Origin of the sequence: Natronococcus roseus, assembly GCF_043677095.1 — an archaeon.
In the GTDB taxonomy this organism is placed as follows: Archaea; Halobacteriota; Halobacteria; order Halobacteriales; family Natrialbaceae; genus Natronococcus; species Natronococcus roseus.
Genome location: NZ_JBHLJR010000003.1, coordinates 381,365 through 397,449, shown reverse-complemented (window position 1 = coordinate 397,449; position 16,085 = coordinate 381,365). Strand labels below are relative to the sequence as shown.

16 protein-coding genes are annotated in these 16,085 nt (G+C 65.9%); 12 read left to right on the top strand and 4 right to left on the bottom strand.

Going from position 1 to position 16,085, the window contains the following annotated elements:
• Position 1 precedes the first annotated feature (1 nt).
• From ACFEMD_RS09955 to ACFEMD_RS09945, 3 genes are all read left to right on the top strand, one after another.
• The gene (locus ACFEMD_RS09955; RefSeq protein ID WP_394740856.1) at positions 2 to 1,117 is read left to right on the top strand and encodes an ABC transporter ATP-binding protein; all 1,116 of its coding nucleotides are present in this window, start codon (positions 2 to 4) and stop codon (positions 1,115 to 1,117) included.
• Positions 1,110 to 2,447 carry an ABC transporter ATP-binding protein gene (locus ACFEMD_RS09950; protein WP_394740855.1) on the top strand — a complete coding sequence of 446 codons (1,338 nt, stop codon included), beginning with the start codon at positions 1,110 to 1,112 and terminating at the stop codon, positions 2,445 to 2,447. The genes ACFEMD_RS09955 and ACFEMD_RS09950 overlap by 8 nt, the downstream gene beginning before the upstream one ends.
• Positions 2,448 to 2,622: 175 nt before the next feature.
• Positions 2,623 to 2,778, top strand: a complete 156-nt coding sequence (locus tag ACFEMD_RS09945; RefSeq protein ID WP_394740854.1) for a hypothetical protein — start codon at positions 2,623 to 2,625, stop codon at positions 2,776 to 2,778.
• A gap of 52 nt (positions 2,779 to 2,830) precedes the next feature.
• On the opposite strand, the gene ACFEMD_RS09940 is transcribed toward ACFEMD_RS09945, so the two are convergent.
• Both ACFEMD_RS09940 and ACFEMD_RS09935 read right to left on the bottom strand, forming a co-directional pair.
• Positions 2,831 to 3,331: a hypothetical protein gene (locus tag ACFEMD_RS09940; RefSeq protein ID WP_394740853.1), complete on the bottom strand. Its 501-nt coding sequence runs from the start codon at positions 3,329 to 3,331 to the stop codon at positions 2,831 to 2,833.
• Between the two features lie 77 nt (positions 3,332 to 3,408).
• Positions 3,409 to 3,570: a DUF7556 family protein gene (locus ACFEMD_RS09935; RefSeq protein ID WP_394740852.1), complete on the bottom strand. Its 162-nt coding sequence runs from the start codon at positions 3,568 to 3,570 to the stop codon at positions 3,409 to 3,411.
• 131 nt (positions 3,571 to 3,701) lie between these two features.
• Between ACFEMD_RS09935 and ACFEMD_RS09930 the strand changes: the two genes are divergently transcribed.
• From ACFEMD_RS09930 to ACFEMD_RS09905, 6 genes are all read left to right on the top strand, one after another.
• Positions 3,702 to 4,553 carry a CBS domain-containing protein gene (locus ACFEMD_RS09930; RefSeq protein ID WP_394740851.1) on the top strand — a complete coding sequence of 284 codons (852 nt, stop codon included), beginning with the start codon at positions 3,702 to 3,704 and terminating at the stop codon, positions 4,551 to 4,553.
• Complete coding sequence (gene glyS, locus ACFEMD_RS09925; RefSeq protein WP_394740850.1) at positions 4,546 to 6,321, top strand: glycine--tRNA ligase; 1,776 nt, start codon at positions 4,546 to 4,548, stop codon at positions 6,319 to 6,321. The genes ACFEMD_RS09930 and glyS overlap by 8 nt, the downstream gene beginning before the upstream one ends.
• A 94-nt stretch (positions 6,322 to 6,415) precedes the next feature.
• Positions 6,416 to 7,405, top strand: a complete 990-nt coding sequence (locus ACFEMD_RS09920) for an acetamidase/formamidase family protein (RefSeq protein ID WP_394740849.1) — start codon at positions 6,416 to 6,418, stop codon at positions 7,403 to 7,405.
• A 171-nt stretch (positions 7,406 to 7,576) separates the two neighbouring features.
• Positions 7,577 to 8,719, top strand: coding sequence for a bacterio-opsin activator domain-containing protein (locus ACFEMD_RS09915; RefSeq protein ID WP_394740848.1), 1,143 nt, complete (start codon positions 7,577 to 7,579; stop codon positions 8,717 to 8,719).
• A 47-nt stretch (positions 8,720 to 8,766) separates the two neighbouring features.
• Positions 8,767 to 9,099 carry a HalOD1 output domain-containing protein gene (locus ACFEMD_RS09910; protein WP_394740847.1) on the top strand — a complete coding sequence of 111 codons (333 nt, stop codon included), beginning with the start codon at positions 8,767 to 8,769 and terminating at the stop codon, positions 9,097 to 9,099.
• Between the two features lie 97 nt (positions 9,100 to 9,196).
• Positions 9,197 to 9,781 carry a dolichol kinase gene (locus tag ACFEMD_RS09905; protein WP_394740846.1) on the top strand — a complete coding sequence of 195 codons (585 nt, stop codon included), beginning with the start codon at positions 9,197 to 9,199 and terminating at the stop codon, positions 9,779 to 9,781.
• 590 nt (positions 9,782 to 10,371) lie between these two features.
• On the opposite strand, the gene ACFEMD_RS09900 is transcribed toward ACFEMD_RS09905, so the two are convergent.
• Complete coding sequence (locus tag ACFEMD_RS09900) at positions 10,372 to 11,016, bottom strand: helix-turn-helix domain-containing protein (protein ID WP_394740845.1); 645 nt, start codon at positions 11,014 to 11,016, stop codon at positions 10,372 to 10,374.
• Positions 11,017 to 11,099: 83 nt separating this feature from the next.
• Between ACFEMD_RS09900 and ACFEMD_RS09895 the strand changes: the two genes are divergently transcribed.
• On the top strand, positions 11,100 to 12,032 hold the full coding sequence (locus ACFEMD_RS09895; RefSeq protein WP_394740844.1) for a hypothetical protein: 933 nt from the start codon (positions 11,100 to 11,102) through the stop codon (positions 12,030 to 12,032).
• Positions 12,033 to 12,180: 148 nt separating this feature from the next.
• Positions 12,181 to 12,384, top strand: coding sequence for a hypothetical protein (locus ACFEMD_RS09890; RefSeq protein ID WP_394740843.1), 204 nt, complete (start codon positions 12,181 to 12,183; stop codon positions 12,382 to 12,384).
• Positions 12,385 to 12,726: 342 nt separating this feature from the next.
• Here the strand turns inward: ACFEMD_RS09890 and ACFEMD_RS09885 are convergent, their stop codons facing one another.
• Positions 12,727 to 13,227: a TspO/MBR family protein gene (locus ACFEMD_RS09885; RefSeq protein ID WP_394740842.1), complete on the bottom strand. Its 501-nt coding sequence runs from the start codon at positions 13,225 to 13,227 to the stop codon at positions 12,727 to 12,729.
• 152 nt (positions 13,228 to 13,379) lie between these two features.
• Between ACFEMD_RS09885 and ACFEMD_RS09880 the strand changes: the two genes are divergently transcribed.
• Positions 13,380 to 15,836 carry a DEAD/DEAH box helicase gene (locus tag ACFEMD_RS09880; RefSeq protein WP_394740841.1) on the top strand — a complete coding sequence of 819 codons (2,457 nt, stop codon included), beginning with the start codon at positions 13,380 to 13,382 and terminating at the stop codon, positions 15,834 to 15,836.
• The last annotated feature ends 249 nt before the right edge of the window (positions 15,837 to 16,085 follow it).

Here is a 16,085-nt window from a genome sequence, read left to right as displayed (position 1 = left end):
CATGAGCTCCGAACCACTACTTCGCGTCGAGAATCTCAAGACGCAGTTCTTCACGGACGCCGGTACAGTACGCGCAGTCGACGGGATCTCGTTCGAGGTCCACGAGGGCGAAATCGTCGGCCTCGTCGGCGAGTCGGGGGCCGGCAAGAGCGTCGCCTCGATGAGCCTGCTGCGGCTCGTCGAACACCCCGGCGAGATCGTCGGCGGCGAGATCACCTACAGAGGGGAGACGATCTTCGGCCTCGAGGAGGGGCCCGACGGCGAACTCCGGGAGCGCGAGGACATGCTCTCGAACGAGGCGGTCCGGGACCGGATCCGGGGCAACGAGATCGCGGTCATCTTCCAGGATCCGATGGAGTCGCTCAACCCCGTCTTCACCGTCGGGGGACAGCTCCGGGAGTTCATCGAGCTCAACCGCGACCTCTCCGGGACGGAGGCCAGAGAGGAGGCGATTCGGATGCTCCGTGAGGTCGGCATCCCCGACCCCGAGGAGCGCTACGAGGAGTACCCCCACCAGTTCTCGGGCGGGATGCGCCAGCGGGTGCTGATCGCCATGGCGCTGGCCTGCGAGCCGAGCCTGATCATCGCCGACGAGCCGACGACGGCGCTCGACGTCACCGTCGAGGGCCAGATCATCGATCTGGTCGACGACCTCCAGGAGAAGTACGGCACGAGCTTCATCTGGGTCACCCACGACATGGGCGTCGTCGCCGAGATCTGCGACCGGGTCAACGTCATGTACCTCGGCGAGATCATCGAACAGGCGCCCGTCGACGAGCTGTTCCACGACACCAAACACCCCTACACGCAGGCGCTGCTGAACTCGATGCCCCGGCCCGACCGAACCGTCGGCGAGCTCGAGCCAATCGAGGGCGTGATGCCCGAAGCGATCTCGCCGCCGTCTGGCTGTCGGTTCCACCCGCGCTGTCCCGACGCCAGGGAGGTCTGTCAGCGCGTCCACCCCGATCCGAAGGAGGTCGCGCGGGCCGACGGCTACCCGCACAACGCGGCCTGTGTCAAACACGACGCCTTCGACGTCGGCTACGACGAGAGCCCGCCGCTCGAGGCGGAGCCACGGCTGACCGCGGGCACGCCGGGAGGTGAGGACGGTGAGTAGCCCGGCTGACTCCGGGACGACCGACGACGTCGGCCGCGGCGAGCCGCTGGTCCGGGTCCGGAACCTGAAGAAGTACTTCAACCAGGAGTCGGGGCTCCTGAGCGGGCTCTCGTTCGACTCGAGCCAGTTCCCACCGATCGACGTCGGCCAGCAGCGGGTCAAGGCGGTCGACGACGTGGACTTCGAGATCCGCCGCGGTGAGACCCTCGGGCTCGTCGGCGAGTCGGGCTGCGGGAAGAGTACGCTCGGACGAACCCTGCTGCGCCTGCTCGAGCCGACCGAGGGGACGATCGACTTCAAGGGGCAGGATCTGGCGGAGATGAGCGGCGAGGAGCTCCGGCAGAAACGGTCCGAGATCCAGATGATCTTCCAGGACCCTCAGGCGTCGCTCGACCCCCGGATGAAGATCGGCCAGATCGTCGAGGAGCCGATGCGTGCCCACGGCATGTTGGACGACGAGGGCCGCGAGCAGCGCGCGAAGATGCTGCTCGAGAAGGTCGGACTCGACCCCCATCACTACAACCGCCACCCCCACGCCTTCTCCGGCGGCCAGCGCCAGCGGGTCAACCTCGCGCGGGCGCTGTCGGTCGATCCGGAGTTCATCGTCTGCGACGAGCCCGTCTCGGCGCTGGACGTCTCGATCCAGGCCCAGGTGTTGAACACGATGGAGGAGCTCCAGGAGGAGTTCGGCCTGACCTACCTCTTCATCGCTCACGACCTCTCGGTGATCCGCCACATCTCCGATCGCGTCGCCGTGATGTACCTCGGTAACATCGTCGAGCTCGCGGACAAGGAGGAGCTGTTCGAGAACCCCCAGCACCCCTACACGCGAGCGCTGCTCGACTCGATTCCCGTCCCCGATCCGCGGGAGCGAGACGCCCGGGGCGTTCTCGAGGGCGAGGTGCCGAGTCCGATCGATCCGCCGTCGGGCTGTCGGTTCCGAACCCGGTGTCCGCGCCTGATCGCCCCCGAGGGGTACGAGTGGACCGACGAGGAGTGGGCCCACACGCGAACGTTCATGCGTGCGGTCAAGCGCCGGACGTTCGAGCCGATGCCCGCAGGCGAGTTCCGCCAGGAGTTCTTCGGCGGGGACCTCCCCCACGGCGAGGCCGGCGAGATCGTCGCGGAGGCGATCGATCTCGTCGCGACCGATCCCGGCGACGGGAGCGAGGAGAGCGACGACGACCACGACGACTGGGAGGAGGCCCGCGAGCTCCTGCTCGAGTCGTTCGCCCGCGAGAGCATCTGTGCGACCGAACGACCGGCCTACGAGATCCAGCCGGAGTACGGTTCCGATACTCACTTCGCGGCCTGTCACCTCCACCGCTGATCTCCGACGACCTTCTCCGAGGCGTGCTCCGATCCGTGAGCCGTGGGCTCGTTGGGTTCGATCGCTCCGCTCGACGCCGTTTGATAGGGTGAGACGTATCCCGTGGGAACTATCATACAGCACTATCTTTGGTGGTATAAAGTCTTAAGCGGCCGGCGCCACTATTAACTCGTGAATGAGTAAGATTATGTCCATCCTGACGACGACCGCCACGTTCGGTGCGAAGGTGCGACGAGCGATCGACAACTCGCCGGAGTTCACCGGCGTTCAGACGAGCGACGACGGTCGGCCCGAGACGCAGGCTCCGGCCGGCGGGATTCTCACCGGATAGTCGGCGGTCGTACTCGAACCGAATCGGCGTTCAGTCGGCGCAACGGGTTTTCTCAACGGATCGTGACGGTCGTACTGTCGCTCGGTCGGAAGCTCCCCTCGTGGGTCGCCACGAAGACCCTGATCTCGTACTCGTCGGGATTGGGAACGACCGACTCGCGGTAGTCCCCGCGGTGGCGTTCGAACCGGCCGTTCCAGACGAACGACGTTCGCTTTCGCTCGCCGCCGCCGAACGAGAACGAACTCGGTCGACTGCGGGTGTAGCGACTCTCGTCGCTGGCCTCGAGGAGTCCGTCGATCGTCCACCCCCAGCGGCGCTGTTCGGGGGTCGGGATATCGATCGGCACCGGCAGGGGGTTCTTGAACTCGACGGTGATCTCGACGGGGTCGTCGCGGTCGTAGACCTGTCGATCGGTCTCGACGGAGACCCGAAGCAGCCGTCGCGCCAGCGCCGTCGGAACCAGCGCGGCGAGGAAGGTCGCGGTCGTGTACCTGGAGTCGTCGTCGGCGCCGGATCGCTCGCTCCGGCCGGTCCGAGGGGTCGGTCCAACCATCTATCGAAAGGGAAGCGCCTGAGGTGCAAGTACTGTGGGGAGACGGAGCCGCTACTCACCGGATTCGGGCGGCCGGTTCACCGCATCGACGGCAGCGTCGGCGCGTCGTCGGCCCGCATCGAGAGCCACGCGTCGTCCACCGAGATATCCGCGACAACGTAGCGGTCGCCGGACTCCGTCGGATCGACCGCGCCGACGACCGTCTCGTCACCGGCGAGGGTGAGATCGGATGACATCATACATGAATGTGAATGCCTCCCACATATAAACGCGTCGGAACGGTCCGTTCGCCGTCAACAGGAGGGCGGGCGCACCCGTCCGCAGGTGAAACACTGGGTTTATACTCATTTTCGCCGTACCGGGTATCATAATGAACGTAGCCGACGCGATGACGCCTCGAGAAGACGTGGTGACCGTCGAGTTACCAGGCACTCGCGAGGACGTCCTCGAGTACCTGCAGGAACAGTCGTTCTCGTCAGTTCCGGTCGTCGCGGAGGAAGGGGGCGAGGTGGAGTACCGCGGGCTGGTCTCGCGGGACGTCCTGATCGAACAGCCCGACGAGGACCAGCTCGTCATGCTGATGGACGACGTCCCGTCGACGACGGCCGACACCTCCCTCGAGGAGGCCGCCCGACTAATGTTCGACGAGGGCGAGCGACGGATTCCGGTGGTCGACGGGGCGTTCGAGGGGATCGTCACGGTGACGGACGTCGTCCACGCGATCGCGACGGGCGACCAGGAGACCGACGACACCGTCGAGGGCCACTCGAGCGGGAACGTCAACACGACCTACGAGGGCGCGCCGCTGCCGGTCGCCGAGCGCGAGCTGTACTACGCGAACGTTCCCTACACCGTCGCGCTGGACGACGACGGCGAAATGAGCGGCGTCCTCACCGAGGTCGACATCATCGACGTCGCCCGCATCGTCGAGGGCGAGGAGGAGACCGGTGACAACTTCCCGGATCAGGACGCCCAGTGGTCCTGGGAGGGAATCAAGGGCATCGGGAGTCGCTACCTGCCGACGCGGGACATCGAGATCCCGAACGGCGCCGTTCGGAAGTTCATGAGCGAAGACGTGGTGACGGTCTCGGCACAGACGTCGATCCAGGAGGCCGCCCAGCGGATGATCAGCAACGATATCGAACAGCTCCCGATGGTCACGGGCGAACAGCTCGTCGGCGTCGTGCGAGACGTTGACCTCCTGGAGGCTCTGTATGAGTGAGGCGAACGGCTCCAGCTCGACGGACCAGCCCACGAGCGAGAAGCTGGTCGAACTCGCCAAACGGCGGGGGTACTTCTTCCAGTCCTCGGGCGCCTACGGCGGCGTCGGCGGCTTCTACACGTTCGGTCCGCAGGGTGCATCCCTGAAGGGCAACGTCGAGGACGCCTGGCGCGACCGCTTCGCCGTCGCGGAGGGCAACATGGAGATCGACGCTCCGACGATCATGCCCGAGCCGGTCTTCGAGGCCTCAGGTCACCTCGAGGGGTTCGACGACATGCTGATCGAGTGTCCGGACTGCGGCGAGAGTCACCGCGCGGACCACGTCGTCGAGGACAACACCAAGTACGAGGACGCCGAGAGCCTCCCCATTCCGGAGGTCGAGGAGGTCATCGCCGAGTACGAGCTCGTCTGTCCCTCCTGTGGCGCGGGACTGGCGGGCCAGGCCGTCGAGACGTTCAACCTGATGTTCGCGACGAACATCGGTCCCGGCGACTCCCAGCCGGGCTACCTGCGCCCCGAGACCGCACAGGGGATCTTCGTCGAGTTCCCGCGCCTGAAGGAGTACGCACGCAACCAGCTTCCCTTCGGCGTCACCCAGATCGGACGCGCCTACCGCAACGAGATCAGCCCGCGTCGATCCATTATTCGGACACGGGAGTTCACCCAGGCCGAACTCGAGTACTTCGTCGACCCAGAGGAGGACGAACCGCCCCTCGAGCGCGTCGCGGACGTCGAGGTGCGCCTCTACCCCGTCGACGAACAGAACGACGAGGACGGCGAAGAGCTCGAGACGACGATCGGCGACGCGGTCGAGGAGGGTATCATCGCCGACGAGTGGGTCGCGTACTTCCTCGGCGTCGCCAAGCCGTGGTACGAGGCCGTCGGCGTCGACACCGACCGGTTCCGGTTCCGCCAGCACCTCTCGGGCGAGCGGGCCCACTACGCCGCCGATTGTTGGGACGCCGAGAGCGAAATTGACGGTAACTGGATCGAGATGGCCGGCTTCGCCAACCGGACCGACTACGACCTCTCGAAACACGAGGAGTACTCCGAGGACCGCTTTACCGTCTTCAAGCAGTACGACGAGCCCAAGACCGTCGAGCGGGCGACCGTCGATCCCGACATGAGCTACCTGGGGCCGGAGTTCGGCGGCGCGGCGGGGGACGTCGTCGCCGAGCTCGAGGCTCTCGCGGAGCGCGACCGAGCCGCTTTCGACGGTGAAACCGTCGAAATCGACCTCGAGGGCGAAACGCACGATATTCCCGTCGAGAAGACCGGGTTCTCGGTCGACGAGGAGACGATCGCCGGCGAGCACGTCACGCCCCACGTCATCGAGCCCTCCTTCGGCGTCGATCGGGTCGTCTACACCGTCCTTCACCACGCCTACAGCGAGGACGAGGTCGACGGCGAGGAGCGCACCTACCTCGAGCTCGACCCCGAGGTCGCGCCCACTTTCGTCGGCGTCTTCCCCTTACAGAGCGACGACGACCTCGAGGCCGTCGCCGACGACGTCGTCGCCGACCTCCGCGAGGCGGGGCTGTCGGTCACCTACGACGACTCCGGGAACATCGGCCGGCGCTATCGGCGCCAAGACGAGGTCGGTACGCCGTTCTGTGTGACCGTGGACTACGAAACCGTCGAAGCCGAAGAGACGACCGTGACGGTTCGCGAGCGAGATACAACCGAACAGAAGCGACTGGCCGTCGACGACCTCGCCGAGACGCTGGCGGCGATCCGGAACGGCGACCGCGAGTTCGAGTCGCTGTAGCGTCGCCCTCTCTCTAGGAGCGACCGGAGGGGTGGCCACCGGTACAGCGATTGTCGCAGTATTCTTATTCTGCTCCCGCTCGTACAGTATTCGAATGTCAGGCGAGACGTACTCGGTGGATCATCGGGTGAGCGCGGACGACGCCGTTCACAGCAGCTGGGATAACGCCCTCGAGCCGGCGCTGACGATCGAGCCGGGCGACGTCGTCCGGTTCGACTGTCGGGATGCGACGAACGGACAGCTCGGGCCGGGCTCGACGGCCGAGGACATCGTGGCGATCGACGTCGAGCACATCCACCCGCTGACGGGACCGGTCGCGATCGAGGGGGCTCGGCCGGGCGACGTCCTCGAGGTCGAGCTGCTCGCCCTCGAGCACAAGGGGTGGGGACAGACGCTGATCCTGCCCGGAACGATGGAGCTCGGACTCCTCGCCGACGAGTTTCCGGAGCCGGATCTGTACGTCTGGGAGCTCGAGGACGGCGTCGCCCGGTTCGTCGACGGGATCGAGGTCCCGATCGAGCCGTTCCCCGGCGTGATCGGCGTCGCACCCGCCGAGGACGGGGCACACAGCACGTTCCCGCCGCGGTCGGTCGGCGGGAACCTCGATATCAAACACCTCACGGCGGGCTCGAGGCTGTGCCTCCCGGTCGCCGTCGAGGACGCGCTGTTCTCGATCGGCGACTGCCACGCCGCACAGGGCGACGGCGAGGTCTGTGGCACCGGGATCGAGGCGCCGATGACCGTGACGTGTCGGTTCGGCCTCCGTTCGGAGCCGTCGATCGAACAGCCCCAGTTCGAGACGACGGGGCCGTTCACGCCGACCGGTCGGGACGAGCCGATGTACGGGACGACGGGCGTCGCCGACGATCTGCGCGAGGCGTCCGGAGTCGCGATCCGGCAGCTGATCGACCACATGGAGGCCGAACGCGGACTCGATCGAGCGGAGGCCTACATGCTGTGTTCGGCCGCCGTCGACCTGAAGGTGAACGAGGCGGTCAACGCCCCGAACTGGGTCGTCTCGGCGTACCTGCCGGAGAGCATCTTCCCCGACGAGCTCCGTCGGTCGAACGGGCTCGAGCGGTAGCACCGCGACGGAGCAGAGGAGGATCGGTCGGCGGTTCCGTCACGGCGGGAACCTGTGGAACACACATATTCGCTGGGACCGTACCGGTGGCATGGTTCCGTCTCGAGTCATCCCGTCGCCGTTCGATTCCCCTACCGTGGAGCGTCGACGTCGCCGACCGGGGGTGGGTCCGTGAGCGACCGATCGACGGACGGCCGTTCCGAGGAGGAATCGACCGAGGAGTGGGGAGACGAACGGGCGTGTACGCCACCGGAGGATCTCGCCCGTCGGGTGTTCGACATGAATCCGGTCGGCACCATCGTCGTCGATTCGACGGGCACGATGGTTTTCGCGAACGAGCGGGCGGCGGCGACGCTCGATCTCTCGCGGGAGGAGATTACCGACCGGACGTACGACTCGGGCGAGTGGAACATCTACTACGACGACGGGCGGCCCGTTCCGGACGAGGAAAATCCCGTGGCCCGCGTCTTCGAGACCGGCGAACCGGAGTTCGGGTTCGAACACTGGATCGAGCTGTCCGACGGCTCCGAGCGGTGGCTCTCGAGCAACACGGCGCCCGTTCCGAACGAAGAGGGGGACGTCGAGTACGTCGTCGTCGCGTTCGAGGACGTGACGCAGCTGAAGCGACGCGAGAAGCGACTAACCAGCGACCACGTCCGCCGCCTCGAGTTTCGTGCCAGCGAGTCGGCGGTCCCGCCGTCGCTTCGGGTCGAGGGCGGCGAGACGCGGATCGAGATCGATTCGGTCGTCCCGCTGCCCGACGGGACGACCGTCCAGTACATGGGAACGTCGGATCTCCCCGCGAGCGACTTCGTCACCGCTGTCGGAGAAGTACCCCACTACATCGACGTTCGGCTGCTCAGTTCGATCGGTGGCCACAACCGCGTCGAAGCCCAGGCCGAGTCGACGACGGTCGCACAGGTCTTTCCCTCCCTCGGCGGTCGCGCGCGAACGATCGTCATCACTCCGGACGAGGTGCGGTTCCTCGGAGAGCTGCCGGGCGACGTCGATCCCCGGCTGGCAGCCGACGGGATTCGGGAGTTTCACCCGGACGTCGAACTGGTGTCGGAAGATCTCGTCTACTCGCCGCACCTGCTGTACGACGTCGTCGCCGACGCGCTCACCGAGCGCCAGCTCGCCGTGCTCGACGCCGCGTACTTCGGCGGCTACTTCGACACGCCGAGAACGAGTACCGGCGACGAACTGGCGGATCGGTTCGGCGTGACGCGACAGACGTTCAACCAGCACCTTCGCAAAGCACAGCGGACGGTGTTCCGTCACCTCTTCGAAAAGTCGGGTGCGGAAGCACGCTGACTGGTCAGCGTCCCCCCTTACCACGACGTCAGTCATAGGGAGGAGCCGTGAACGATAATACGACCGAATCCGATGCGATGTCCGCCGCAGGGCTCGGCGAGGACGTCGTGGGATACGACCCAACCGCCGACGCGTCGTACGCCCGTTTCGGCACCGATTACACCACCGCCGTCGTGGCGATCGTCGAGACCGTCGCGGCCGTTACGAACCGCAAGACCGAGGACCTGTCGCCGCTGTTTGCGACCGTCGATCCCGAGGCGCTCGTCGACCTCGTGGCGTCGAACCGGGACACGCCCGTCGAGGTAACCTTTTCGTACGAGGGCTGCCAGGTGACCGTCTCGAGTCGCGGTACCGTCGCCGTCGAATCCCCGGACGAGTGAGCCCGAGCGGCGCTCGGGAATCCGGATTCGGGTCCCGATAGCTCGGACGGGGACGTAACCGACGGACTGAAGGTACCGTCTTTCGAGGATTGCGGTGATGGCCGACGAACTGAAGCGCCGTCTCGTCCACTCGAGCGGGGCGGGGCTGGTCGCGCTGTACCTCCTCGCTACCTCCCTCGAGCTCGGACTCACCTGGGATCGGTTTCGCGCACTGATGGTGTTCCTCGCGCTCGGGGTCATCGGCCTCGAGTTCCTCCGGCTGCGCGTCGGACTCGACTGGACGATCTACGACAAGCTCACCCGCGAGTACGAACAGGATCAGTTCGCCGGCTACGGCTACTACATGGTCAGTATGACGATCGCAGTACTCCTCTTCCAGCCCGCGATCGCCCTTCCCGCCATGCTGATGCTGGCGATCGGGGACCCGATCAGCGGCGCGGTCTCGGACGACACCCTCAAGACCGTCAAGGGGCCGAGAGTCCTGATTACGATGTTCGTCGTCAGCGCCGTCCTCGCCGCCCCCTTCCTCTACGAGGCACCCCTGGCCGTGCTCGCGGCCGCGCTGGGGGCGACGATCGCCGACGGCGTCAAGGTACGGATCGGCGACTTCATCGTCGACGACAACCTCACGATCCCGATCTACGCGAGCGGGCTGGCGTACCTCGCCCTCGAGTTTCTGTAGCAGCAAATGGGAGCAGGGGTCGGTATTCGGGGTCGGTCGTCGGGGTCGGTCGTCGTCGATCACGACCGCTCGAGGACGGCGATCGCCCTCGAGGCGTTACTCCCGATTCCGGTCGTGGCGCGGCTGGGCCCTCCGAAACAGGGGCCACGCAAGAGCCAGCAAACTGGCGAAAATAATAATAAAGGCGGCTCCGATCGACCCGCCCGACAGTCCGAGAAGGGACAATCCGAACGTCCCACCGATCGCCAGCGCGAGAACGGCTATAAGCACCGCGTGAACGCTCCCGAAAGCGCCGGTAGGGTTCGAATCGCCGTACATACTTAAAACACACAACACATACGCAAGTGTTTTTTGGAGTATCAGCCAATTATTCGAGGCGCTTCGAACGATTATCGGTTATCGCCCTTTCGCGGAGCGAATCCCGTCGGTTACAGCGTTCTGGCGTGCGCGCAAGACCTAGGATCTTGCGCGCACGCCAGAACGCTTCGAGTTCCGGGGACGTTGCCGAGATGCGCCGCATCTCGTTCGTACACCAACGCGCGAAGTTTTGGGAGCGGGTGCGAATCCCGCTCGGCCGTTCTTCGGGTTGCTCACGGTTCGCCGTCGAGAACCCCGTTTACGGCCTCCGCCTCGCCCCGCCGCAGCAGTTCGGAGGCCGTCGAGACGGCACACTCGAGTTCGGCCGCGACGGCCTCGATCCCGTTCCGGCGCGGTACCTCGTAGTAGCCCAGCGCTCGAGCGACCTCGAGGGCCTCGCGCTGGCGATCCGAGACGCTCCCGGAGACGGTCAGCTCGTCGCGGGCCCACAACACGTCGAGCGAGACGCCCTCCGGAACCGTCTCGAGGATCGTCCCGAGGTCGTCGGGGTGGCCCACGAGCGTCAGTCGCATCGTTCGGTCGGAGCGAACCTCGATCGGCGGGACGACCACGACGGTCTCCTGAGCCAGCGCGTCCAGCAGCGAGACTCCCTCGGGGCCGAGCTCCTGGCGCAGGTAGAGGAAGAAGCCGTCCTCGGCGGGCGTGATCTCGTACTCGCGAACCCGCTCGCTGTCGGCTATCAGCGGCTCGTAGGCCCTCGGATCGCCGTCGACGAACGACGTAATGGTTTCGACGCCGTCGACGGCCTGCCCGCCGAGGATCAGTTCTCGCTCGAGGGCGGGCGACGAACAGATCCCCTCGTGGATCGGCGAGAGCGCGTCTCGCTCGTAGCGCAGTTCGATGCCGACGGACTTCACGGTCGGTCGTACGGGCGGAACCTACTTGAATGGGCGATAGGTTTCGGGAACACTGCGAACGTCGCTCGCGCCGACGATCCGATATGGCATTCGAATCGTGGGGACGCCGAAGTCTCGTTCTGGGAACCGTCGTCGTCGCCGGCCTGGGCTACGCACAGTACCGCAGACGCCGCGGATCGGCAGCGAGCGACTCGAGGTACATCACCGAGCGCCACGCGAGCGCGTTTCTCGTCCGCCGGCGCGTCGACGGGGGTCGGCTCGAGTCGGTTCGCGAAGCCGTTGCAGAGTGCTGTGTCGACCCCGACGATCCGCAACCGCTACTCGGCCTCGAGGGCGCGACCACGGCCTCGCTGATTCTCGACACGGGCGACGATCCCGAGCTGCTCTGGTACGTCGAGATGCCCCGCTCCGCGACGGCCGACTGGGAGGATCCGGAATCGCGGATCGAGGCGGCGTTTCCCCTCGAGCACGACGCGCTCGCCGCCGCGGAGGCTCGCGTCGATCGGGAGCTGCTGGTCCACGCAGTTAACCCGAACCGACCCCGCACTGCGACGGGAGCGGACGACGGCCCTCTCGTCGTCAGCGGTGCGGAACTCGAGGACGGCGTCGACGTCGACCTCGTCCAGTTGCACCTGAAACCGGGGCTGGCCGAGCGGCTCGCGGACCGGTTCGCCGGACTCTCGCGGCGCGTTACGGCGGGCGAACTCGAGCTTGGCCCCGTCGAGCGCTGGAGCGGGGCGATGCTCGAGGCCGAGAACATGTACACCGAGTCGATCGTCCTCGAGCGCCGACCCGACGGCTACGTCCTCTGTGGATACATGGAAACCGAGGCGATGGGCGGTGTGTACGACGCCTACTACGACACCTGGAACCCCGTCGCTCGACTGTCGGAGTTGGTGTTCGGGCGCGTGCTCGAGGAGCCGGCGCAGATCCTCGAGTATCCGCTGGGGACTGGGCTCGAGGTGCTCGCGCACGCGGTCGCTCCGGACCGACCGCGCCGGCCCGAGAAGTGTTGAGTGTGATTCGGCTACAGTAACCGGTAAGAGGGGTCGTCGTGCGCGGAGTTGATCGGAAAGTCCGCATTTAGTACAACGGAAAGCGGTACCACTCCTACCTAAGAAGCCATTATAAAAGAATATCTCAGTCGCGTCTACATCCGCTTACATGTCCTCCGACCGGGTTCAGGAGATCAAAAATACTATTCTTATTAGTCCGATCCTGTCTATCGGTGCCGGATATTTCGCGTGGCATTTCACCAGTGATATCAGTACGATCCTAGTGATGATGGTGCTCTGGATCGCAGTTACGCTACTGGTCGTTCTGTGGCAACTGACGTCGTTGATCGATGAACGTACCCTGCCGCAATGAACCGTGCCTCGAGTTCCCGCTGCCGGGCAAGGTTCGTACCTTGCGCGACAGCGCGAACGGCGGTGATACTGGCAGACGACTCGGCGATCAGTACCCATCTCTATGGGTGAGTCTTCCAGAAGAGTGTCCTGCTCGCACGAGACACACTGGTGACCACACCCTCCCCGGCCGACTCGTTCGCTCCCTCGGGTCACTCACTCATCCACCGGAAGACGCGGGGCGTCTTCCGAGCCGTTCGCTCGCAGAGCTCGCGAAGACCTCGCACGGCGTCGAGTCGCGCCTCGCTCCGCTCACCGCGACTCAGCGCGCGCCACGATGGAGAGATGGGGCCCGAGTTCTGCCTTACGCGTTCAGTCGCCAGATTTCGAAGTTGAGCACGGCGGCGAACGTGATCCAGGCGAGGTAGGGCACGAGCAAGGCGGCGGCGCGGCGATCGACTCGTCGGAAGGCGACAATAGTTGCGACGACGAGCACCCAGAGAGCGACGATGATGCCGAACGCGACGAGCAGTTGCTCGAGCGAGAAGAACGCGGGCGTCCAGGAGACGTTGACCGCCATCTGGACGACGAACAGGCCCAGCGCGAGTCGTCGTCCGTCGCTGTCGCTGCGCCAGACGAGCCAGAGCGCGACACCCAGTAACGTGAAAAGCAGCGTCCAGACGATCGAGAAGGCGATGCCGGGCGGGTAGAACCAGGGTTTGTCGAGCGCCTGAAACCAGGCCGTGTCCGACGACGAAATGAGGGCGGGTGCGCTGCCGACGGCGTTGACCAGGACGACGAAGCCGATCGCCGTGAGGATCGATCGCGGCTCCGGCAGACCGAGAGTATCCCTCGAGGTTTCCATACGTCCTCGACGACGCGGGGACGCTTGGAAGCTGGCGTTGCATCGCGCGGGAAACGAGTCGTCCGTCCGACTGTCGAGAGCAGCTCCGACTCCCGCTTCACTTTCACCCCGATACGCGAACCCTTATTCGCGGCGAGGATGAACGCCCGGCAATGGCAGCGACGGACGAGGACGGCGGACAGCCGACGATCGACCACCCCCTGCTCGAGCCGAACTTCCTCGAGCGCCGGCTCTACCAGCTCAAGCTCGCGGGGACGGCCGCGAACCACCACACGCTCGTCTGCCTCCCGACGGGCCTGGGGAAGACGACGGTGAGCCTGCTGGTGACCGCCCGCAGGCTCGAGGAGGTCGGCGGCACGTCGCTGATGCTCGCCCCCACCAAGCCCCTCGTCCAGCAACACGCCGAGTTCTACCGCGAAGCCCTCCAGATACCGGACGACGAGATCGTCGTCTTCACCGGCGACGTCAGCCCGGACGACCGGGCCGCGCTCTGGGAAGAGGCGACGGTCGTGATGGCCACCCCCCAAGTGATCGAGAACGACCTCGTCGGGAGCCGAATCTCGCTCGCCGACGTCACCCACTGCACGTTCGACGAGTGCCACCGCGCCACCGGCGACTACGCGTACAACTACATCGCCGAGCGCTACCACGCCGACGCCGACAATCCGCTCGTGACCGGAATGAGCGCCTCGCCGGGCGGCGACGAGGAGGCCATCCTCGAGGTCTGTGAGAACCTCGGCCTCCAGGAGGTGGAGGTGATGACCGAGGAGGACGCCGACGTCGCGGAGTTCACCCACGACACCGACGTCGAGTGGGAGCGGATCGAGCTTCCCGAAGAAGTGCTCGAGATCCGCGACGCGCTGAACGAGGTGATCAAAGACCGCCTCGAGAAATTAAAGGAACTCGGAGTGGCCTCCTCGACCCAGCCCGACCAGTCCCAGAAGGATCTCAACCGGATGCGTGCGGAGCTCCAGAAGCTCATCAACAACGACCAGTCGGAGGGGTTCGAGGGGATGTCCGTCCACGCGGAGGTGATGAAGCTCCGGCAGGCCGTCACCCTCGTCGAAACCCAGAGTGTGGAGGCCCTGCGACGGTACTTCGACCGACAGCGCAACCAGGCTCGCTCCTCGGGAGCCTCGAAGGCCAGCCAGCGGATGGTTTCCGACCCACGGGTTCGAGAGTCGATGCGGAAGGCCGAGCGCTTCGACCAGCTTCACCCCAAGTATCGGAAGACGCGGATGCTGCTCGCCGAGACCCTGGGTCTCGAGGGCGGCGACCGGGTGATCGTCTTCACCGAATCGCGCGACACCGCGGAGGCGCTGACCGACTTTCTGAACGAGAGCTTCGACGCCAAGCGGTTCGTCGGCCAGGGCGACCGCGAGGGCTCGGACGGGATGACACAGACGGAACAGCAGGAGGTGCTCGACGCCTTCCGGGGCGGGGAGTTCGAGGTGCTGGTCTCGACGTCGGTCGCCGAGGAGGGGCTGGACGTCCCCGAGGTCGATCTCGTCCTCTTTTACGAGCCCGTCCCGACGGCCATCCGCTCGATCCAGCGCAAGGGGCGGACGGGCCGTCAGTCCGAGGGGCGGGTCGTCGTCCTGCTCGCCGAGGACACCCGCGACGAGGCCTACTTCTGGATCTCGAAACGCCGCGAGAAGGAGATGGAGTCCGAACTCCGGGAGCTGAAGGGGATGGCCGACGATCTCGAGGAGGAACTGGACGACGCCCAGCAGTCCCTGGCCGCGTTCGAGAGCGGAGCGAAAGTAAACCCCGAAGGCGGAAAACCGCAATCGGACGGCAGGGTCTCCAGCGGAAACGAGGGGGTCGACGAGCGACCGGGGTTACGGGAGTTCGCCGAGGAGAGCTCGGACTCGAGTAGTGGTGGCGACGGCTCGGACAGCACCAATTCAGTTACGGAAGGAAGCGTCGAGACCCACGAACCCCACGCCGAGGGCGATGCGGTCGAGGTCGTCGCCGACCAGCGCGAGATGGACGCCAACATCGCACGGGAGCTCTCGAGGCGCGAGGAGTACGAAATCCGCCTCGAGACGCTGGAGGTCGGCGACTACGTGCTTTCGGATCGGGTCGCCGTCGAGCGCAAGTCCGTCGCCGACTTCGTCGACTCGCTGGTCGGCGGCGACCGCTCGGTGTTCGAGCAGGTCGGCGCGATGGGCCGTCACTACGCCCGACCGATCGTGATCGTCGAGGGTGAGGGGCTGTACGAACAGCGGGACATCCACCCGAACGCCGTTCGTGGCGCGCTCTCGAGTCTGGCCGTCGACTTCGGCGCGAGCGTCCTCCGGACCGAAAGCGAGGCCGACACGACCGAGCTGCTTGCGGTAATCGCCGGCCGCGAACAGGGGACTTCCAACCGAGAGGTGTCGGTCCACGGCGAAAAGCAGGCGAAGACGATGGCCGAACAGCAGGAGTACGTCGTCTCCTCGATCGCCGAAATCGGCCCCGTCACCGCTCGAGCGCTGCTCGAGGAGTTCGGCACCGTCGAGGCGGTGATGATCGCGACCGAGGACGAACTGATGGAAGCCGACGGCGTCGGCCGGGTGACCGCCGAGCGGATCCGTGACGTGATCGGCAGCGAGTATACGGGGTGACGGAGGCGAACGCCACTAAACCGATCGAACGCAACCATCGATCCTCACGAACGGAACATATATACTGGTTGCGTATCGATTATCGTGTAGAATGGCCGCCTCGCTCCCTCCACGGTGGGGTCGCGGGAACCCCGCGCTCTCGATCCGAAGCCGGGCGGCCAGCCAAGGGTGCCAATGATGGGCGACGACTCGCACGGCGAGTACAGTCACGAGACTAGACGATCCCCCGAACGCAACACGGGGAGAGAC